The following is a 20633-nucleotide window of genomic DNA, read 5'->3' as shown; positions in this document are numbered from 1 at the left end:
CTGCCCTTTCAAAGAAGGGTGCTACAAAGAGGGAGCAAAAAACAAAACTTATTCGATGAAAATTAAATCTGGTGAGCACACCGAACAAATGGCGTTCCAGGAAAGCGAGTACTTCAAGGAAAAGGCGAAAGAGCGCTACAAGATTGAGGCTAAAAACAGTGAACTCAAACACAGGCACGGGTATGACGTAGCGTCATCTTCGGGTCTTGTTGGCATGGAGTTACAAGGGGCGATGGCGATATTTACTGTTAATATAAAGAGAATATTGAAACTGATAAAATAAGAGACAAGTTATAAAGGTTTTTCCAGATAGTAAAAGACGACCATTATCCCAAAATTGGGAATAAGGGTCGTCTTTTATTTCTTACTCTTGAGCTTTGCTCCGAAAAACTACAAGTTCTTCAGTGGCCTCTGTTGAAACCAGGGAGATTCTTTTTTTTACTTCCTTGTGATTAATCAAGAGAACGCCATTTTTGTCACTGTTTCTACAAGGGAATAATTTTTAGTCCTCCTTAAGCCGCTCCTGATTTTTCAGGAAACAACGAAAGTCAACTGCAGCTTTATACCTTTGATGACCGCTCGGTGTAGCTTTGGTTATGTAATAATTATTCATCTGTAAAAAAAACAGTGGGGCAGCCTTTATAGGGCCATCCCGCTGTTTTCTTCCCTAATCAGATTCTAATAATTCAGGAATATGCTTGTATTATCGAAGTAGATTAAATGACAAAAGGAGATTCCAGGATGTTAAAAAAGGCCATTCTTCTATCCGCGTTTTTAACCGTTTCAACTAGTGTTTGTCTTGCGGATACCAATACTCAAACACTTGAAACAAGTTGGCGTCATTATCATTATGGGTATTCAGAAGTAATCGGGGATTCTGAAACTTCTTGGTTGAATGGTTTTCATCTATCTTACAAAAACCAAGATGACATATCAAAAAAATTTCTGGAAGATATCATATGACAATACAAACGGCAACACCCAATATGAATACAATGGTGCTGTTGGCGGCCCTCCCGATAAAAGCACAACCAATAGTAATTTTTCTAACTTCGAAGTTACTTATGGTATACCCATATCTGATGACAATAAACAATTTATTTATACCGGCTATGGATATCACACATGGGATCGTAGCCTTGCTACCGATGCTCTCTATTCGGGATATTTAGAAAAATATTCATGGAGCTATATCCCCGTCGGCTATCGTATCGAGTACAAAATTAACAACCAATGGGACGGGGCTTTGGATATTGCCGCTAAATTCACGTTTAAAGGTAAATTAGGTACTTATTATAATGGTGGTTCAACAGATGTTGGGCAAAATTTTAATTTAGGTAATAAGCCTGGAATACGAGTTGAAGCTCCTTTTACCGATAAATTAGACACTCAGTGGTCATTTGTTCTTACGCCTTGGTATGAATATTCTGCTATCAACCAAAGTAATATTCTAGCCGATGGCTCGTATGAGCCGGATAGCCAAACACATCAATATGGCGTTAACCTGGGATTTTCTTACATATTCTAACAATGGAACATAATAAGATATCAACATTCAAAAAAGGTCCCTAGGTGTTATTACCTAGAGACCTTTGATTTTACTGGCGCGCCTGGTACGAATCGAACGTACGACCAACGGATTAGAAGTCTACGTTAACTAGTTATGTAAATATTTTTTTAATCCCCCAAATCCAAGTATATCATGGCTTTGGTGATTCACAGTATTTTCCCCAATATGTCAACGATCACCTCTTCCTACAGTACAAAGAAAGCGCTGCAGTACAAGTAATAGTACAAGTAGTATAAGTAAAGGAACACGATTGACATAATCAATAGTGTCCCTCGTTAATTTTCTGGATAATCTGTCCATTCATCTTCGCATTTTGATCCTGACAATGCTCCGAGACATCCAGCACTAATTTGCCATCACATTTTTGACAAAGAGCATCGGTATTCTTCGCAGCACTGTAGTAAGCCGTATTGCATTCCGTGCAAATTTGTACATGACTCAGTATTCCTCCGGTCTCATTAGGACGGACAATGTTATTTGATGCTAAGTACAACATTTTGCGCAGAGCATCATCATTGGGAAATACAGCTTTGGTTTTGGTTACTTTCCTAAATTGCCGATGCAATCCTTCAATAATGTTGGTTGTACATATTATTTTCCTAATGGCAGGGGGATATGCGTAAAACGTAGACAAAATATCCCAATTATCCTCCTAGCTTTTTATTGCTGCCGGATATTTTTGACCCCATTTTTCTTTAAAACTCATTAATTTTTTCTAGGGCCTCTTCTTCGGTTACTGCCGTATAAACTTCTTTTAAATCAGCGGTGAAGGCTTTAGCATGTTTGTAGTTTACATACCTCATACTTGCGCGAATTTGGTGTATGATACAGCGTTGGATTCCTGCTTTTGGATAGGCGGCGCCAATCGCTTCACGAAACCCATTCAGTCCATCCACACAAAATAGGTAAACATCCTGTACTCCGCGGCTTTTCAGTTCATTTAGAACACTGAGCCAAAATTTACTGCTTTCATTCTCGCCGATCCATATGCCTAGTATTTCTTTATAACCATCTAAATTGACTCCCAACACCACATAGGCTGCTTTCGTAACAATTTGATGGTCTTCACGAATTTTATAGTGTATGGCATCCAGAAAGATAAAGGAATATGCTGCTTCTAACGGACGATTTTGCCATTCATTAAGTTGAGGCATGATTTTTTCACTGATTTTACTTACTAGCTCTGGCGAGATTTCTACATCATACAGACTCTTTATTTGTTCTGATATGCCCCGAATGCTAAGGCCTGCAGCATACAGAGATAGAATTTTTTCTTCCATGCCATCGGCGCTTCGGCTATATTTGCTGATTATTTTGGGCTCGTATTCGCCATTTCGATCACGGGGAACCGCTATTTCTACTTCTCCCAGTTGCGTTTTAACTGTCTTTTTTGAGTAGCCATTTCGGTAATTTTTCAACGGGGATGTTTCGAAATCTTCCGTCCGACGTTCCTGTTTTTCGTATCCAAGCTCGGCTTCTAATTCTGCCTCCATTATTTCCTGGAGCACATCTCGAAACATTTCTTTGATTGCACTCATAACTTTCGTGGTATTGCTAAATTTTTCTTCTTTGATTAGTTCCTTAAGACTTCCTTGGGTATTGTTTTCATAAAAAATCTTCCTTTCCGGCTCAAATAGTTTTATTCCTATTCTTGCCAGTAGGGAAGATGTTTCAATCCTATTTATACAAAATTTTCTGTGCCCTCGGCAGTCAATGCCTGAGCTTTTATCATTGTTCCTGTAACACTCTATTGTACCAAGACTATAATAACTGATTGAGCTTGCTTTCAGGCTCTTCACCATTCTTTACACGTTTTATATTATTCACAAAGAAATCATATCTTTTTTTATGGAGTTTGCGACCGTCGGGCATGCCTGCTGTATGGGGAGTAAGTATCACATTACCCAGATTCCGGAGTTCACTGTCGGCTGGAAGCGGTTCAGTTTCAAACACATCCAGGCATGCGCCTGAAATTTCCCTGTTTTTTAACGCATCTATCAAGTCGCTTTCATTGACAATCCCGCCGCGGGCTGTATTGATAAAAAGTGCGGTATTCTTCATTTTCTTGAATACTGCTTTGTTGATCAGCTGTTTGGTTTGCTGATTCAGGGATATATGTACACTTACTATGTCCGATGCGCTTACAAGATTATCGAAATCCGTCATTTTCACAAAACCGTCAGACTGAAGAGCGGCATTTCTGGCATAAGCCAGCACATTCATATCGAAAACCCTGCAAAACTCAGCTACTTTTTTACCGATGGCGCCCAAGCCGATAATCCCAATCGTTTTTCCCTGTAATTCACTCCCTGTATATTCCAATTGCTTTTCATCCATCCTGTTTTTCATGAAAGCATCAAGAAACGGTATATTTTTATAGTAAGACAATATCAATGCCATGACATGCTCGGCCACTGCCTGTGCATTCACTCCTGCTGCATTGGCCACCCAAATGCCGCGTTGCGTACAGGCCTCAATATCAACATTATCAAATCCCGCACCCGTCTGTACCAATTTTAATTTTTTTGCCATAGAAAGTAGGCTGCGGTCCACTTTAACATGTTCAGGTATGAATACCTGACAATCTTCAATATGATGCAGCATTTCTTTTCCGGGCGACACAATTACAACGTCCCAGTCTTCCGGAAAATGCCTTGCAATATTTGATTTTACGGTCTCGCTAAAATGGCCGACCATGAGAATCTTCATTGCTAAACCACCTTTCATGCTCTATACCGTGCTTCGAAGAAAACCCGTTTGATGTTTGCGATTTTATCTTTTTAAAGCAGCAGTAATAATTGCCATATGATAAACTTCATCTGCATTACACCCTCTTGAAAGGTCATTTATCGGTGCATTTAGCCCCTGGAGGATCGGACCGTATGCCTCAAAGCTTCCAAGACGCTGAGCTATCTTATAACCAATATTGCCGGCATTAATATCTGGGAATATGAAAGTATTCGCTTCTCCGGCAACAGGAGAGCGTGAGGCTTTTATTTTTGCAACATCTTTGGAAAACGCGGCATCAAATTGTAGCTCTCCGTCAATTGAAAAATCAAGGTTCATACTCTTTAATTTGGCGGCAGTATTTCGCATTTTATCCACTGATTCTCCTGCGCCTGAGCCTAGCGTGCTATAAGACAACAATGCAACTTTGGGATCAATTGAAAAGACTCTTGCTGTTCTTGCCGTTTCAACAGCAATCTCGACAAGTTCATCCTCACTTGGATTCAAGTTGATAGCACAATCGGCCATTGCGTATTTTTCCTCAACATCCTCAACATTGCGATATAGAATAAAGCAACTTGAAACGATTTTATTTCCAGGTGATGTTTTAATAATTTGAAGTGCCGGGCGAACGGTATCGGCAGTAGAATAGGTTGCACCGCCTAAGAGGCCGTCAGCATACCCCATTTTAACAAGCATCGTACCGAAATAATTCGTTTTCTTCAAAGCCTCTCGGCAGGCAGCCTCATCCATTTTTCCTTTTCTCAGTTCGACCATCATCGCAACCATGGATTCTATAGCCGGATATGTTTTAGGATCTATGATTTCAATTTCATTTATAAGAAAACCATACTTTTGCGATACCATAGGTATCTCTTCCGGATTACCTAACAATATCGGTTCGATGATCTTCTCCTTTTTTAAACGGCTTGCAGCCTCAAGAATTCTCGGATCTGAACCTTCCGTAAATACTAGCTTTTGCTGTTTGGCTTTTAATCTTTCAACCATACTATCAAACATTTTATAGGCCTCCATTTTTTACTAAAATTCACGTTGCATCTCTCTTACCTTCCAGAAAATTATTCTGTAAGGTGCTGCTGAGATAATTATACCCGATTACTTTTATAAGTATATAACATGTTGGTTTATAAAATCCCGCCTCATAAATAGCTCTCCGAATTCAGCCTGTTACAATTAATTTACTAATTTCCCTCGAAGCGGAAAGGTTAATGGTATCGTAACTAAGAGAACGATAGCCACGATAATAACAGTAGTCGTTATACCAGCAAAATCACTTATTGTCCCGTAAATAGCCGGTGAAATCGCTCCTGCCCCTAGGGTCATCGTATAAAAGACTGAAAAGGCCTGTTTCCTCTGTTTTTCTGAAACTAATTCAGGGACGCTGCCATAAAGTACAGATGAGGTGCCATTTAGTGCTACACCAAGAATAGGCGCAAGCAATAACGCGTTATTAAATGACAGAACAATCATACCGGCAATACATACTGCAGTGACACTTTCAGTTATTATAACCGACCGCAAAATACCGAGCCGGGTAGCCAATATACCGCAAATCAACTTTCCGGCGGCACCACCAGCAAAAATGAGTGTAAGAGTAAAACCTATCTGGGTAACACTGGCCCCTTTGCCCTGGAGAAGGAAAGGCAGGAAGGTTAAAAATCCCATCCGTGTGGCACTATCTATTATGCCTATTGTGGATAGTAACCAAAAAGCCTGATAACCATTCCACCCCAATAATAAAGCGTTTCCAGTAGGCTGGTTCGTTTCTTGCGGCCAAGAAGAACCCGTCATACGGATACCCAGAGAATTAATGAAAAGTATTAGTGTGGTTAGCAAGCCGATTGTCGCGAGCAAACGGCCTGCCGATTGCCATCCGCAATATGCGATCAGAAAAGCTGCCGAACCAGGCAAAACAAGTTTGCCTATATCGCCAGCGACATTGTAAGTACTTAATGCCGTTCGCCGGGCTTGTATGTCTGAATAAGCATCCGATATAACAGAAGACGACACCGGATGTTGTACACTGGAACCTAAACCGCCTAGTACTAACAACAATCCCAGTAAAACAGGACTGATTGCGAACCCCCATAACATAACCGCAACACTAGTAATAATTGTTCCAATGAGCAATAGCTTTATTTGCCCGATACGATTGGCAACAATGCCGATAGGCAGTTGAAACATGGCCATTGAGCCGGAAATTAGAGTTTTCAGAAGGCCTACCTCGACAAATGTCAAAGCCCACTGGGCTTGCCAGATTGGGAAAAAAATATAAATCATATCGGTAAAGCCATCATGAATGAAGTGGGCGAGACACCCTGCCGACAATGCCTTCCACTTAAACTGTTCTTTTGACGATTGAATAATAGCACCTTGATTCACAGCTCGCATCTCCCCCAAATTTAATTAAGAACTTTGAGTGATACCGTTGTTTCTTTGTTAACTTCATGTTAAGTTTAAATAAAGAAATATTCGTTGTAAATCAAATAAATTTTGCATTATATATTTAATGCTTCTATATTTAGGGGGGCTAGAATTTATGTATGTTGCTGGTATCGATGCGTTTCTTGCCATTGTCCAGACTCAAAACCTAAAAAAGGCTGCTGAAGTGTTGAATTTGACTCAAGCTACTGTCAGTTATCGGCTCAAAATCCTGGAACAAGAAATGGGGGCTACCCTTGTTGAGCGAGGGAAAGGTATACAGAAAATCACTTTAACTCCGTTCGGTGAGAACTTTGTCACGATTGCCGAACGCTGGAGCAGGTTAAAACAGGATACGGAAAAACTGCAAGCCACCGGTCCCCAATTAAGTCTTTCCATCGGAGGATCGAACAGCTTAAATACGTATGTTCTCCCCCCCCTTTACCGGGCCTTGGCACAGCACAGTCCCAGAATACGACTGCAATTCCACACACAACACTCTGTAGAGCTATGGGATACCATGGGGCGCCGGGAAATAGACGTAGCCTTCGTAAAAATGGAAAGAACGGTACCCAACATTGATGTGGAACCGTTCTTTATAGATGAGGCCGTATTGATTAGACCCGCAACAGCGCACGAATTTGGCAACTTGCAACCAATTCACCCAACCGAGCTGAATTGTGAACACGAGATATATTGGAATTGGGGACCAGCCTTTCAAATGTGGCACGACCGGTGGTGGGACCCGATTCATGCAGCATACATTCCAGTCGATATTGCCGGATTAATCTTTTCACTCATGCAAGATCCTAGACAATGGTCTGTTGTGCCTAAATCCGTGGCCAATTCGTTCGTAAAAACAGGACAATTTTTGATTCAACAGTTACTGGATTCTCCTCCTGAACGGGTCTGCTACAAAATCACCCACAAAAATATTAAGCCGTCAGCAAAAGGAAGCCTTGCTCTTTTGGACCAGTATATGGCTGATTTATTCTGAAAGGCTTACTCCCGTCAGCGCTGATCTGCCCCTATTAAGAATTTCTTACGCTAATCATAAGTTTAGCGTAATATAAACCGCATCCAGTTCCTCTTTGGTAATTCCTATATACGCAAGCGTTATACTTGGCGTCGAGTGATTCAGCAGCTTTTGAATTCTAGTAATATCAACACCATTTTGATAAGCGTGATACCCGAACGTTTTGCGCAGTGTGTGAGTTCCAACTGCTTCTTTGATTCCGCGCTGCTTCGCGGCGTCATTCAGAATCCGATAGGCTTGAACTCGCGATAGTGGTCGCCCGCCTTTCCGGCTGGCAAACAAAGCGCCCTCGCTCAATCCCGTTTCTTTTAGATATTCGCCGATCGCCTTTTTACAGGTTTCAGACAACGGAAAATCCTTAGCCTTACCGGTCTTCTTCTCCCGGATAGTGATTCGGTCCTTTATTACATCTTCCACCGTCAGTTTCAGCAAATCGGAAATCCTGAGCCCTGAATTGATTCCCAAGGTGAACAACAGATAATCTCGAGTGTTCTGCCCCCTCAGGTACTTTTTCATTCCTTGAATCTGCTTTTTATCTCGAATCGGCTCAACAAGTTCCATTTCTTTGGCCCCCCTAGCGAATGCAGCACTTTATAATAAAATTATATCGTGTGTTACATTCGCCGCGAGCCCCCGAAATACAATACCTACTAGAAAGTCCACCGAGGCTTGATTTTACTGCCTTAGTGGACTTTCTATAAATGTAACAAAATACAATTGTGTTACTTTAGCATTCCATTTAATCTGCGTCGTCCACTCTAGTTGTACCAACTTACAAAATTGCATTAGGATATATTTTTTTTCTTTTCCACCAAGGCAATCTCGCGATGCATTTGATAAATTAAGTCGCGGAATGCCTGTTCTGCTACGCTCAAGTCTATTTTAATTGGTTCGCGATCATTGGGCAGAGGCTGGCCAGCAACTCCCAAATTAATCTTTCAGCTAAAACGGGGTCCTCAACAAATCGATAGCGATGTACCTCCCAGCCTTCCCATACATTTCTTTCATAACATTGTTTGTTGTATGTCAGCCCGATTTTAATAAACCCTGACTTTTCAGGATGTATCAACAGACAAAGGTAGCCCAGTTTTGCCGCCTGCCAAATTTCTTCTGGTTTCCTATCGCCGATCCCACATTGTGGACAACCTCCACCTTCTGCTACATAAGTGCATCTCGTCCGCCATACATGTCCATTGCTACATCGAAAGGTAGCTTTTCCAGACACCATACTTCTAACATACCCTACAAGGGTTATGTCACGTCCTTCCAGTCGTTTGTTCATCCATGCTGTATATGCATAAACCCAGTCGGACAATGGCTTCGGGAGCGGCCGTACACCAGCTTTCTTTGCTGCGTCCAAACCCGCCTGTACCCATTTCCATTCCATCTTTTCAACTTCAATGCCTTGTCGAAACGGGATATCTGCTAAACCCGTTGCTCCCCAAAATGCTGCTTCAGCATGTGCCGGGTCAGGGACGGAAATGTATTCCTTCAATTGCCATTTCTGACCGGTCTCTTTTACGATCTGACCCGTGTATTCTTCGTAGTTGCTATTGTGCTGGGCCAATCGTACTTCGGGTTTACGGGTGGTTATTCCGATCTTGTAAAGGTCAGGATCAGACGGGTGCACCAATACATATAGATAACCTGACTTCATCGTACCTTGCCCCATTCCCCCGGCTCTTCTGGGGTAGTTATTTGAAAAGGATTTTTATCATTCAATCTCATCGTCATGATACACCCCATTCTTTCATCAGAAATCGCCACGACGATGGGTTATTGCCACCCATCCAAAGCCATTGACAGGCAGGCAGCGGCGATATTTGAGCAATATATATAGCGGAAGTCGCTAAGACTCCCGCTATCCATTATTTTCTTCTTCCTGCTCGCTGTAGCAAGCGTAATAGTACAAGTTATAGTATAAGTAAGCCCCCAGACACAGAAAAACGGCAAGGCTCCGTTTCCCGGAAGCATTGCCGTTCTAGCGTTTGAAGTGGCGCGCCTGGTACGAATCGAACGTACGACCAACGGATTAGAAGTCCGTTGCTCTATCCCCTGAGCTACAGGCGCATATAAATGATTTCTTTACCTCAAAAATTATAACACCAACATAATGTAGTGTCAACTGTCTTACCGCGGCAGGGAGCAAATAAAAATCCAGGGGCCACAACCTCTGGACAGGCTCGATATAAGATGGAGCGGGTGAAGGGAATCGAACCCTCGTAGCTAGCTTGGAAGGCTAGTGCTCTACCATTGAGCTACACCCGCATTTAGCGATTTATGTGGTCGGAGCGGCAGGATTTGAACCTGCGACCCCCTGGTCCCAAGCCAGGTGCTCTACCAAACTGAGCCACGCCCCGTCAATCACAAAATATATTGTACCATACGTCATGTATAGCCGTCAATGTGTCCTAAAAAACATTTTACATAACAACGCAACATGTTTTAGCGATTGACGGAAAATCATTTACCTAACGCAGTAAAACAAAAACATATTAGCATATTTTATTTATATAGTCAACTATATAAGCCGGCAGAATTAATGGCGGGAATTCGTGTTCTTGATCCGTTCAATTACCGGCGCAGCCTCCGGCGAAACCAAATACCGGTACGTAGACGGCGGTACCAGGGAAGCCATGTCCTCCCACCGGTCCTGCCGGATCAATTCCCGGACCCGGGAAGCACTGATGGCTTCTCCTGCCGATAAAATACGCGGTACAACCCGCAGCTCCACTCCAGATTGCGGCAAAATAGCGGCTAATGCTTCATTATAAGCTGCCGTCACATTGCAATAGGGCTCTTCCCCGACATACCGGAGGGTTATGTTGAGAGCGGGAGCAATCCGCTGCGCAAACAATGCGGCATCCAAACGGGTTTGCGCCGTTACCGTTTCCTCCCCTTTGGTGAAATAGCCGGGAAACGTAGCCGCCGAAACCATATACGTTCCGGCCGGTACGACCAGAACGTTGGAGTATTCCGCGACCCCTTCCCGTACCAGCCGGTAGCGTACCGCAAAGGGAACGAGGGACCGTTCTTCACTCACTACCATGACAACGACCGACGCACACTCTTTCGCCGCCTTGGCAATCAGGGCCTGATGCCCTCTGGTAAAGGGATTGCAATTGACTACCACGCCGGCCCGCGGTCCGGCCGGCAATCCTGCCAGCTGCTCCTTAATTTCCCGGCAATAATCCCCGACAGTGCCAATGCCGGCTTCCAGCAGCACGGCATAAGGCTCCGCCCGGGCAATTTCCGTAAAACCAAGGGAAGAAAACAGTACAGTATTGCCCGGTTTGGTAAACAGAAAATAATGATACCGCCCCCGTTGCGCGGCCTCATTCATCAGCGCACTGACTACCACCGCCGTCAGACCTTCACCTTGCAGGGATTCGTCAACCGCAATATTGCGCAGGGTTTCACCACTTAGCGAACCGGTTGCCACAATTTGCTCCTCTTTATACAGGGCAATGGTATAGTCCAAATCAGCGGAAAAAGCAAGGTCAAAGCGGGCCAAAAAATCTCTGACCTGCTGCACTTCACCGGGACGTTTTAAATTTATGGACCGGGTCTCTACCTCTTCCCACATCCTGTTAATCCCCCATTTGCCGGACAACATCAATCATTGTTCCGTCACGGTACTCAACGACGGCGACAATCTTTTCCCCGGTTTGAATCGCTTTGGGTTTCTCGGCAATCTGTTCAGCCATTTCCTTGAGTTCCTGAATCGTCTTCACCGGCAGCCCCGCTGCCGTTAATTGCTGCCGTAAACTTTCCCGGCCGGGATTGACGGCGATTCCCCGTTCCGTAACCAGTACGTCCACCGTTTCTCCCGGGGTTGTGGCCGTCAGCACGTTATCAACGATAATCGGCAGCCGGCTGCGCAGCAGATTGGCAACCACAATGGTCAATTTAGCTCCGGCAGCCGCATCGCTGTGTCCGCCGGACCCGCCCATGATCATCCCATTAGACCCGGTTACCACATTCACGTGAAAGTCCGTATCGATTTCCGTAGCGCCGAGGATGACCACATCCAGTTTATTTACAGCACAGCCGCTAGTAAACGGACTGGCGTAAAAACCGGCTCCGATTTCCAAATGGTTGGGGTTGGCCGTCAAAGAACGGATTGCTTCCAGATCAAAACCCTGCACATCGAGAATTTTTTGAAAAAGTCCCTTCTCCAGCATGTCGACCAGATACCCGGTTATGCCGCCCAGGGCAAAACTCCCCCTGACGCCGGTCTGTTCCATTTTCTGCCGCACATAATGGGCAACTGCCAGCGAAGCGCCGCCGGCTCCCGTCTGAAAAGACAGCCCGTCCTGGATCAAGCCGGCCGCTTCAATCACTTTAGCCGCCAGGGAAGCAATCTTTAAGCCTACCGGTTCCTTGGTAATCCGGGTCGTTCCGGATACAATTCCCTGCGGGTCTCCTACCCGGTCCACCACGACGACATAGTCCACCCGGGTCTGAGGAATGGACACCGGCGACAACGGATATTCGGCCAAATGGTCGGTGACGGCAACCACGCAATCGGCATACTCGGCGTCAGGAAAGGCATAGCCCAGCGAACCGCAGGCAGCGGGACCCTGTACGCCGTTAAGGTTTCCATAATTATCGGCCGCCGGTGCGGCAATGAAGGCCACATCAATTTTAAGCTGGCCGCACTCAATGGCCCTGGCCCGGCCCCCGTGGGTGCGCATAATCACCGGCTGAGCCAGCAGCCCCCTCGAAACAGCCTCCGCCACCGGCCCGGACATGTAATTGGTATCCAGCGCGGTTACCACGCCGTTTTGAATATGTTCAATCAGCGGCGCATGCACCGGAAATATGGAGCTTAAGGCGACTTTCAAATTTTTCAAACCCAGTTTGGCGGCCGTAGTCAATACCATGTTGACGACTCCGTCGCCGTTACGGAAATGGTGGTGAAACGATAACGTCATGCCGTCTTTGACCGGAACCCGGCGAAATACTGCTTCGAGGCCGGCAATCAGCTTGCTCTCACCTGGTTTGTTCCATTTTACCGGCGGCGACTGACGCTGCCGGTTTGGCGGTGTGGCAAACGCCCCCGCATAAGGCACAACCTGACCATAACCTTCGATATATTCGGGAATTTCCCGACCGATTGCATTCTTCATTGTCCGTCTCCTCCAACCAGCCCCAGCAACCGGGCCAGGAATAAAATCCGTTCCGCCCGGTTTACAATCGGCGCATCGACCATTTTACCATGCAGCGACGCGACCCCGGAGCCTTCGGCTTCGGCTTGGCGGATGGCTGCCACAACCTGTTGGGCCCAGTCAATTTCCGCGGCTTCGGGATTAAACACACTATAGATTACTTCGAGCTGGCGCGGATTAATACTCAGCTTGCCTTTAAAACCCAGGGATTTGGCAAAACGGGTATCGTTCGCAAGCCCGGCGTCATCATTGACATCGGTAAAGGGTGTATCAACCGCCTGAATCCCGGCGGCGGCAGCGGCATTCACCAGACTGGACCGGGCATGGAGAATTTCCGTTCCCGCCGGCGTCCGCTGGGAGCCGATGGCGGCCGTATAGTCTTCCGCCCCCAGGACAAGAGCCGCCATTCTGGGGTCGGCAGTGGCTATCCCATAGGCTTGTTCCACGCCACCCGGCGTCTCGATTAAGGCGAAAATACGCACCTTTTTCTGCCCCGGCCGCTCCGCAGCGTCAATCAGAGCCGCCGCTTGTTGAACATCCGCTGCCGACTGAACTTTCGGCAGCAGGATCCCGTCCGGCGAACACGGCACAACCGCCTTTATATCCTGCTTACCATACGTGTCCAAGGTATTTATCCGAACGACCTTTTCACTGCGGCCATAATCAACAGATTGCAGCGCCTGGGCGACCAACAGCCGGGCGGCATCTTTCTCCCGGGGAGCAACGGCGTCCTCCAGGTCCAGGATCACCGCATCGGCTTCAAAAACACCGCCATTCTGCAGCATACCGGGATTGTTCCCGGGTAAAAACAACATACTCCTGCGTAAATCCATCACACCAGTTCTCCTTTCAGCAGGAAGCCGGCCCGTCCAAGAACTGCCAGCGTCCGCGCCCGGATGGTGCAGTCCAGTGCTCCCCGGTCCACTGCTTTGATGTAAACATCGGTCACATCAGATTCCGCCAGCACCGTCAAAATGGTTTGGCGAATGGCCGGGCCATACTGAGCCAGAACAATGCTGTCTAAATCCAGCTGGATTCCCGAACCGGCCGGTCCGGGAGCAACCGTCAGCATGATGTCGTTGGATTCCAAAGTTCCTGCCTGCGCTGTCCGTACGTTATTTGCCAAAGTCATCTCTCCTTATACCATTGCCGCATAACTCAAGCCGGCAAAACCGTCCAGATTATTGGAAGCCGGTCCCACCAGACCGATAATCAGATACGTTTTCGTTTTCGGGTCGTATTTATATTCCGGCAGCAAATGAAAATTTTCGATTTCATCGGTATTTTTCACATGCGTCCGCGGTCCGGAGCATGCCCAGTATTCCTCGCCGATCCGGATATGGCCCTCGTCACTGTAGCAAATGCTGACCCCTTCGTCAATCATCGCTTTCACTTTTGCTTCTACTTCCTTTAAGTCGGCATCGGGAAAAATGGGATACTCCAGTACAAACCCGTGATGTACGTCGCGGTGATTGAACGGCAAAATGGCGCCATAATCGTTCAACAGGATCCGGGCGGTAATATCCTCGGCCGTATGAGCCATTTTCCGGTACCGCAGCGTTTTTGTAACTACGTTGATGATTTCATCCGGAACCGGCCCGAACACAGTAGGACGCACGAGAATCACTTCGCCGCCGACCCCGATCAGGACATCGGCATTCGCCCCCAGCAAGGGATACACCAGATCAAAATGTTCAACGATGACCCGTTTCCCATGGGCCAGAGCCTGCTGAATGGCTTCAGCCAGCGTATGAAGCTGCGTAAAGGCCATCTCAAAGCGAATATCTACATGATAGGTATGACTGCTAAAAAATCCCTTATCGATATTTTTCAATAGCGGCAAAGGGCGAATATTAACACCGTCATCATCATTGGTCAGCTCTAAACCGGGAAACATGCCCTTAACCAGAGAGGATTTACCGGCGCCGGCATCACCAATGATGCCGATCAAGCGGTCAAGGGGCGATAAATAACGGACACTGAGATTTTGTCCCAGCATATACATCCGGTTGCGTCCGCGGGGAGCGAAATAACTGGCATACATGAGCTGGTCATTGAGTTGGACGGATTTCATAGTCTACACCCTTTCCCATTACAGCCTGATTAACGTTTTTGGCGCACCGCCAGGATACGCTGCATTTCATTGTATACAATCATGTACCCCTCGTCGACTCCCATACCGGGTTTCGCCAGCATTTGCACCGGCTGCGTCGCCATGGCAATATGGACACAAACCTGAGCCGAGCGGTCGGTCTCATTGCAAGTGCCGCCCTGATAAGCGCCGATCCCTTTTTGGCGGCAATACAATACCGATTCAATAATGTTGTTGATGCCGCCCAAATCGGGAGTCTTGATCTGAAGCATGTCGCCGGCATTTCTATCGGCAAACAGCCGTATGTCTTCATAGGTATTACACCATTCGTCGGCTACCACTTCCACGCCGATTTTTTCTTCATGCAGCCTGGCTGTCAGGGCGGCCAGCGCCTCAATCTGACGCTCCCGCTCTTCCATGTCCATGGGCCCTTCAATCCTGAGTTTAAGCGGCGCTGCTGCCTTTTCCAGTTTACGGAAATACTCAACCATCCGTTCCACATTATAATCGAAAGCAATGCCGATCGTGCCGTACACATCAAGATGCAGCACCGGATTGTAAGCGTCGTCGGTTCTGAGTTCAAGAACCCGGTTGCGCAGCCATTCTACGTATTGCAGTAATAATTCGCCGTTCAGACCAAGTTTTTCCTTTACATTATTAATCAATCCGTGCGGCAATACCTGGGCCCGTTTAATAATCATCTTATCGGCATTATTGTAACGGTCATCGCCGGATTGCGTAAAGATTGGGATCTCTTTGCCGCTTACGGTCGTATTATATTCCTCCGCAATCACTTCGCACATTAATTTTTTCTTGGCCTTGGCCACTGCGTCCAGAATTGCCTGGGTTACGCCGTAACGCAAGGCCGTGTGAATTTTTTTACCGGAAGCCGGTTCGGTCATGGCGTCGATTTCTTCGGCCAGCATTTTGAAAGAATTCAGTTCCCGTCCCACCAGACGCGGTTTAATCCGATTTTCAATCACCGGAATAAAATCCCCGGCTAAAAACAAAGGATCCCGGCCGCCGGCGCCGCTATATTGGACGGCGGCGCAATCACCGTAAGCAATTTGCCCGTCTTCCAACACCAGCATCACCGAAACGGCCTCGCCCGCCTGCCGCACCGCCTTGAATCCTTCTGTAACCGGCGTGCCGGTATAGGTAAATCCGTCATGCGCCGCATTGGCTTTAATGGCACGCTGATCGTCAAAATAAAATCCCGTAAATGCTCTGGCGCAAACTACATCCGTTATTTTCATCGCTTTATCCTCCTCGTATAATTTGCTTTTCGGCCTTTTATCTTGGTCTGCCTACCAGGCGGCCATGGGAAATGGCGTAAATGTCGTCAATCACCATTTGAAAACTGGGATTCCGTCCTTCCGCTTTACCCCGTTCAGCCATTTTTTGCTGATGGAAATCGATGATGTCCGGCGTAAAGGGCAGATTTCCCGTATCAAACAGGCGAACGGCGCCTTGATTATCGCGGGCCGGCAGGATTTTATTCAAGTTATATTTACTGGGAGCAAACGGCACATCCAGAACTCCTGCCTGGAAAGCCCTGACGGCGCCAATCGCGCAATCACCCTGGCCCAGTTCAAAAACTTTATTCAACAGGCAGCGGGTTTCCGCTTTAATAATGGCAATTTCATCCTCGACATCTTTGGTAATGGGAAACATTTGATCCCGCAGCATATTAATCAATTGTTTCGTCGTCTTCAGTCCTTGTGCATTGGCTTCTTTGGTAGGTATGCCCAAGGCTTCATGCGGTGTTTTGACGATGACTTTGGTTGCCTTGGCCAGAGCCGCCGCCGCTGCGCCCCAGGAAATCACCGCGAACGCTTTGGCCTCATCCTGGGGAAACCCGCCCATCCACTGATGAAAAACTGTCGTTAATACACAATCAGGATAGCCATTTTCCCGGAAATATTCGTCAGCCAGCTGCTCCAATGCTTTAATAGCGGCAACGTCCTGAATCAAATTGCCGCACTGGCCGTAACCAAGGGTAATATTTTTGACGCCCTGCTCGGCGGCCAGCATGCCTTCAATAATCGCCACCGCATGAGAAACGCTGGGCGGAACCAGCGTCCCCGTAAGCGGTCCAAACGGTTCGCGGTTGATTTCCACGCCGTGCTCTGCATAAAGGCCTACTAAACGGTCACAATACTGCCAGTCCAAAATGGTTTTTTCCAGCGATACATTTTTGGCATAGGGAATGTTATAGGAAATCCCGCCGCCTTCGTAGGCGGTAAAACCACCGGCCAGGGTGATCTCCGTCAGCAGTCTGGCATCGGGTGTGCCATGCCGCACTTGCAGCGGCGCATTTACACTTTCCACTACTTTGCGGACGCCCTCCACACCATGGTTAACTGCCGGAAAACCGTTGAGCAGGGAACGGCCGGCCCGCCGGCTCTCGTCAATGCCGTTTTGAGCTTCTTTATACTGATTTTGCCGCGTATAACTGTCGATGGTCGTCGGCAGAAGATCCGCTTCCCCTTCCTGGGACAGAAAATTGAGCAGGTTGATATGTTCCTGGATTAAGGCCACCCCGGCCCTTGGCTGAGTGAGAGTTTCACCATTCTTTTTCGCCTTGACCAGACGTTTGGCAAAGTGCCTTTTCGCCGGTATACTCTCATGATATTTTACCGCTTCGCCGAAGTCGACTTCCCGCCCTGTCGGCCACTGCTGCAGCACTTCTTCCCGCATGGCGTAAAACTCCTGCTCCGACCAGCGTTTATTTCTCAATTCCATTCTTTTGACCTCCGTACAATGTATTTTTTCATCATGCGTAAGGCGATATCGGGATGCTCTTCGGCCAATAATCCCATAGCCGCCATAATGTATTTCTCATCAATAAGGAAAGCGGGCGCCTGCGGTTTTAAAACAGCGGGCTCTGCCGGATCAAACAGGACGCCATTCAGAATTTCTTCCGCCCGGGGATTATTTATAATGACCCCGCCGGTACCGACTACCGTTTCGACCGCCGTTAAATCCTTGCCGGTCTGAACAAAGGCGGACCCGAAGGGCGTATAATGTGTTTCCAATGTCCCGGCGTGGCGGTCAACGGCCAGACGGGTACAAGTCCAGCCCATCCCGACTTCCAGTTTTTCCTCCGCCTGATTGGCCGGTAAATATTCTATGTCCTTTTCAATTTTGGCAACATAGTCCGTCACCGCTTGCTCCAGTACCCCGCTGCGGCCGGCAATCATTGCCGGACCCGACGCTTTCAACAGGGCGGACGCACTGTAGCGCATGCCCAGATCCCCCTCTACGGTCCGTTTGGCCAACGGCTCCGGCAGGCCTTTCAGCATAACGCCGCCTTTGGTGGGATCTCCCTTGGCAATGGAATAAACATCCGTCGTGGCGCCGCCGATGTCGAGCACCATGAGATCACCCAGGCCGGCTTCCTGTTTGGTGCCGCAGCTTAACAGTTCGGCCGCCCGAAGCACCGCCGCCGGGGTTGGCATCACCATGCGGTCGACAATCTGGCTGGCTTTGTTTAACCCTTTGGCATCCACTATCTTTCTTAGAAATAAATCCCGGATCTTCTGACGCGCCGGCTCAATATTCAGTTCATTCAGGCGGGGCATTACATTTTCGGTATGAACCACTTCCGTTTTGCTGCCCGCCAGTATGGATACCACCTGCGGCGTTACCGATTTATTGCCGGCAACCACCACGGGCACATCCCGCTTTAATTGCACCAGCATGGCAGCATTGTGAAGAATCACAGTCTTATTCCCGCCGTCGGTTCCCCCAGCCAGCAGGATAATATCCGGTGTCAGCTTTTCAATTTCCGCCACTTCATACTCGCTCAGTTCATGACAAAATACACCCAGAACTTTGGCTCCGGCTCCCAAAGCCGCCCGTTTTGCCGCTTCTGCCGTCATTTCCGGCACTAAACCGACCGCTACCATTTTAAGACCGCCGGCAGCGCTGGAACAGGCCAGCGTCCTGGCAAATTCCAGCCGTCCGGTTTGCGCAAACAAACTGCTCAGCGCCTGGTTCAAACCCTCTGTAATATCCGTATCCACGGTGGTAATGCCGTGCGCCGTACCGAGAACGGTCTCCGTATTTAAATCGACCGCCGTAATTTTCGTGTATGTACTGCCGAAATCGATGAGCAAGACATTACTCACATAAAAGACCCCTTTGCTTTAAATCCCCCTTGAGGTCGGCAATGACCTGATCGGGCAGCGTACCCGGGGCATAAACCCGGTCATAACCCATGGCAGTAAACTTTTGCTCCACAGCGGTAAAATCGGTTTTGCCGACCACCAGATTTCCGCCTACATAAAGTAAAATATCGGCAATGCCCGCCTCTTCGCACAAAGCGCGCAAGCCCCGGCAGTCAATTTCCCCGTGACCATACAAGGAGGCCACCAGAATGGCTTTGGCATCTGTTTCAATCGCGGCATTGACAAACTCCGTCTGCGGTACTAAAACACCTAAGTTAACCACTTCCAATCCGGCTTCAGCAATCGCATATTCTAAGATTCGATTCCCCACAGCATGACAATCCGCTCCAATTACCCCTAAAACGACTTTGACTTTGTTTTCTTCCATTTTCATTCTCCTTTGCGAAATCTGCCGTCATGATATCATTTCCAGCATTTTTGCCATTACTTGATGCAAAGACCCCTGGTCAATTTCATAATAAAAAGGAATAATCACCTGATCGGCGGCCGCCGCCTGCCGGACGGCATGTTCCATTTCTTTCGCCACTACCAGTACATTGTGGCGTAAAGTAAAGCGGCGCAATTCCTCCCGGTCGGCCGACAACAACATTTCACAGAAAATCTCACTCGCGGCAATCCGGGTAAAAAGCCTTTTTAGCGCGTCCGTAAACTCTTTGGTTTCAGCTACCACGCCGACCGTCGCTCCCGGCAGCAGACGGGCCAGTTTTACGACGGCGTCCAAATTCGGCGTTACGGCGGCAACAAACAACTTGTTGGACGGTCCCATCAGCTTGACGAGGGCCGTCTGATGTTCCGCCGTAGTCACCACCAGATCGGAGGACCGCAAAAGTTCGACGGGTACCCGCTGTTCCAATAAATCACTTAGAACAACCGCTTCAAAGTGTACATTGGCAACCTGGTTGAGCTGACGGATAAAATGCCGTACGTTTTCCGCCGTACAGTCGACTACCGAGACCCGCAGTGCTTTAACTGCCCGCGCCTTTTCCTGGGCCCGGATGCTGGCAATGGCGACAAATTGTTCCGTTGTAAATCCCAGCTCCACTGCTTTGGCCATGGCATCATCGATCACCCGCAGCAACCTGTCCCGCCGGCTGCCGGCCACTTGTTCCAGTGCAGCATCATCTTCCCGCTGCCGTCTGACAAAGGTCCCGCGTCCCTGCCGGGCTTCTAAAATTCCTTCCAGCAATAATTCTTTATAAGCGGCGCTAACCGTATTCCGGCTAATACCCAATTTTGCAGCCAAGTCCCGTTCTGTGGGAATTTTATCGCCCGCCAAAAGTCCACCCGACTTTATTTTATCCAGGATGTAATTTTTCACTTGTACATAAATCGGAATTCCAACTTGCTGCAGAATCGTAATCCCACCTCCAAATTGGATTAATCCATTAATCCAATTTTACTA

The 20633-nt window shown here is 47.5% G+C and carries 19 protein-coding genes, 3 tRNA genes and 1 pseudogene; 4 read left to right on the top strand and 19 right to left on the bottom strand.

What is annotated here, in order from left to right:
- The 3 genes from LUCIF_RS08675 to LUCIF_RS08670 all read left to right on the top strand — a co-directional run.
- Positions 1 to 283: transposase (locus tag LUCIF_RS08675; protein WP_207857282.1), on the top strand; the 283-nt coding region annotated here is incomplete at its 5' end.
- 458 nt (positions 284 to 741) lie between these two features.
- Positions 742 to 963, top strand: a complete 222-nt coding sequence (locus tag LUCIF_RS26025; RefSeq protein WP_165865938.1) for a hypothetical protein — start codon at positions 742 to 744, stop codon at positions 961 to 963.
- Positions 926 to 1528 carry a hypothetical protein gene (locus LUCIF_RS08670; RefSeq protein WP_126720585.1) on the top strand — a complete coding sequence of 201 codons (603 nt, stop codon included), beginning with the start codon at positions 926 to 928 and terminating at the stop codon, positions 1526 to 1528. Before LUCIF_RS26025 ends, LUCIF_RS08670 begins: the two co-directional genes overlap by 38 nt.
- Positions 1529 to 2033: 505 nt before the next feature.
- On the opposite strand, the pseudogene LUCIF_RS08665 reads toward LUCIF_RS08670, so the two are convergent.
- The 4 genes and pseudogenes from LUCIF_RS08665 to LUCIF_RS08650 all read right to left on the bottom strand — a co-directional run.
- Positions 2034 to 3179, bottom strand: a pseudogene (locus LUCIF_RS08665) (IS256 family transposase); the annotation flags it as partial.
- Between the two features lie 152 nt (positions 3180 to 3331).
- Positions 3332 to 4267, bottom strand: coding sequence for an NAD(P)-dependent oxidoreductase (locus LUCIF_RS08660; RefSeq protein ID WP_279386951.1), 936 nt, complete (start codon positions 4265 to 4267; stop codon positions 3332 to 3334).
- A 75-nt stretch (positions 4268 to 4342) separates the two neighbouring features.
- Positions 4343 to 5317 (bottom strand): phosphate acetyltransferase, encoded by a 975-nt coding sequence (gene pta / locus LUCIF_RS08655; RefSeq protein ID WP_122627474.1) that lies wholly within the window; start codon positions 5315 to 5317, stop codon positions 4343 to 4345.
- Positions 5318 to 5491: 174 nt separating this feature from the next.
- On the bottom strand, positions 5492 to 6700 hold the full coding sequence (locus tag LUCIF_RS08650; RefSeq protein WP_207857278.1) for an MFS transporter: 1209 nt from the start codon (positions 6698 to 6700) through the stop codon (positions 5492 to 5494).
- A gap of 157 nt (positions 6701 to 6857) precedes the next feature.
- On the opposite strand from LUCIF_RS08650, the gene LUCIF_RS08645 reads away from it, so the two are divergent.
- Positions 6858 to 7736 (top strand): LysR family transcriptional regulator, encoded by an 879-nt coding sequence (locus LUCIF_RS08645; protein WP_122627472.1) that lies wholly within the window; start codon positions 6858 to 6860, stop codon positions 7734 to 7736.
- 54 nt (positions 7737 to 7790) lie between these two features.
- Here the strand turns inward: LUCIF_RS08645 and LUCIF_RS08640 are convergent, their stop codons facing one another.
- The 15 genes from LUCIF_RS08640 to LUCIF_RS08570 form a co-directional block, all read right to left on the bottom strand.
- Positions 7791 to 8336: a site-specific integrase gene (locus tag LUCIF_RS08640; protein ID WP_122627471.1), complete on the bottom strand. Its 546-nt coding sequence runs from the start codon at positions 8334 to 8336 to the stop codon at positions 7791 to 7793.
- Positions 8337 to 8652: 316 nt separating this feature from the next.
- Entirely contained in the window at positions 8653 to 9447 is a 795-nt protein-coding gene (locus tag LUCIF_RS08635) for a GIY-YIG nuclease family protein (RefSeq protein WP_122627470.1), read from the bottom strand.
- 322 nt (positions 9448 to 9769) lie between these two features.
- Positions 9770 to 9845 (bottom strand) — tRNA-Arg (locus LUCIF_RS08630).
- Between the two features lie 124 nt (positions 9846 to 9969).
- Positions 9970 to 10043: transfer RNA gene (locus LUCIF_RS08625), tRNA-Gly, on the bottom strand.
- A gap of 15 nt (positions 10044 to 10058) precedes the next feature.
- A tRNA-Pro gene (locus tag LUCIF_RS08620) sits at positions 10059 to 10135 on the bottom strand.
- 179 nt (positions 10136 to 10314) lie between these two features.
- Positions 10315 to 11361 (bottom strand): [citrate (pro-3S)-lyase] ligase, encoded by a 1047-nt coding sequence (gene citC / locus LUCIF_RS08615; protein WP_122627469.1) that lies wholly within the window; start codon positions 11359 to 11361, stop codon positions 10315 to 10317.
- A 4-nt stretch (positions 11362 to 11365) separates the two neighbouring features.
- Positions 11366 to 12907, bottom strand: a complete 1542-nt coding sequence (gene citF / locus LUCIF_RS08610) for a citrate lyase subunit alpha (protein ID WP_122627468.1) — start codon at positions 12905 to 12907, stop codon at positions 11366 to 11368.
- Positions 12904 to 13779, bottom strand: a complete 876-nt coding sequence (locus tag LUCIF_RS08605) for an HpcH/HpaI aldolase/citrate lyase family protein (protein ID WP_122627467.1) — start codon at positions 13777 to 13779, stop codon at positions 12904 to 12906. The genes citF and LUCIF_RS08605 overlap by 4 nt, the downstream gene beginning before the upstream one ends.
- Positions 13779 to 14072, bottom strand: coding sequence for a citrate lyase acyl carrier protein (gene citD / locus LUCIF_RS08600; RefSeq protein WP_122627466.1), 294 nt, complete (start codon positions 14070 to 14072; stop codon positions 13779 to 13781). The genes LUCIF_RS08605 and citD overlap by 1 nt, the downstream gene beginning before the upstream one ends.
- 12 nt (positions 14073 to 14084) lie before the next feature.
- Positions 14085 to 15020, bottom strand: a complete 936-nt coding sequence (locus tag LUCIF_RS08595; RefSeq protein ID WP_207857276.1) for a hypothetical protein — start codon at positions 15018 to 15020, stop codon at positions 14085 to 14087.
- Between the two features lie 29 nt (positions 15021 to 15049).
- Entirely contained in the window at positions 15050 to 16294 is a 1245-nt protein-coding gene (locus LUCIF_RS08590) for a methylaspartate ammonia-lyase (protein ID WP_122627465.1), read from the bottom strand.
- Between the two features lie 37 nt (positions 16295 to 16331).
- Positions 16332 to 17783 (bottom strand): methylaspartate mutase subunit E, encoded by a 1452-nt coding sequence (locus tag LUCIF_RS08585; protein ID WP_122627464.1) that lies wholly within the window; start codon positions 17781 to 17783, stop codon positions 16332 to 16334.
- A complete protein-coding gene (glmL, locus tag LUCIF_RS08580) occupies positions 17774 to 19171 on the bottom strand; it encodes a methylaspartate mutase accessory protein GlmL (protein WP_122627463.1) in 1398 nt (465 codons plus the stop codon). The genes LUCIF_RS08585 and glmL overlap by 10 nt, the downstream gene beginning before the upstream one ends.
- On the bottom strand, positions 19164 to 19598 hold the full coding sequence (gene glmS, locus LUCIF_RS08575; RefSeq protein ID WP_122627462.1) for a methylaspartate mutase subunit S: 435 nt from the start codon (positions 19596 to 19598) through the stop codon (positions 19164 to 19166). Before glmS ends, glmL begins: the two co-directional genes overlap by 8 nt.
- Before the next feature lie 27 nt (positions 19599 to 19625).
- Positions 19626 to 20549, bottom strand: a complete 924-nt coding sequence (locus tag LUCIF_RS08570) for a GntR family transcriptional regulator (protein WP_207857273.1) — start codon at positions 20547 to 20549, stop codon at positions 19626 to 19628.
- Positions 20550 to 20633 lie beyond the last annotated feature (84 nt).

Origin of the sequence: Allolucifera butyrica (assembly GCF_900476375.1) — a bacterium.
GTDB lineage: Bacteria > Bacillota > Negativicutes > Sporomusales > UPPP01 > Lucifera > Lucifera butyrica.
This window is presented reverse-complemented; position numbering and strand designations above follow the sequence as displayed.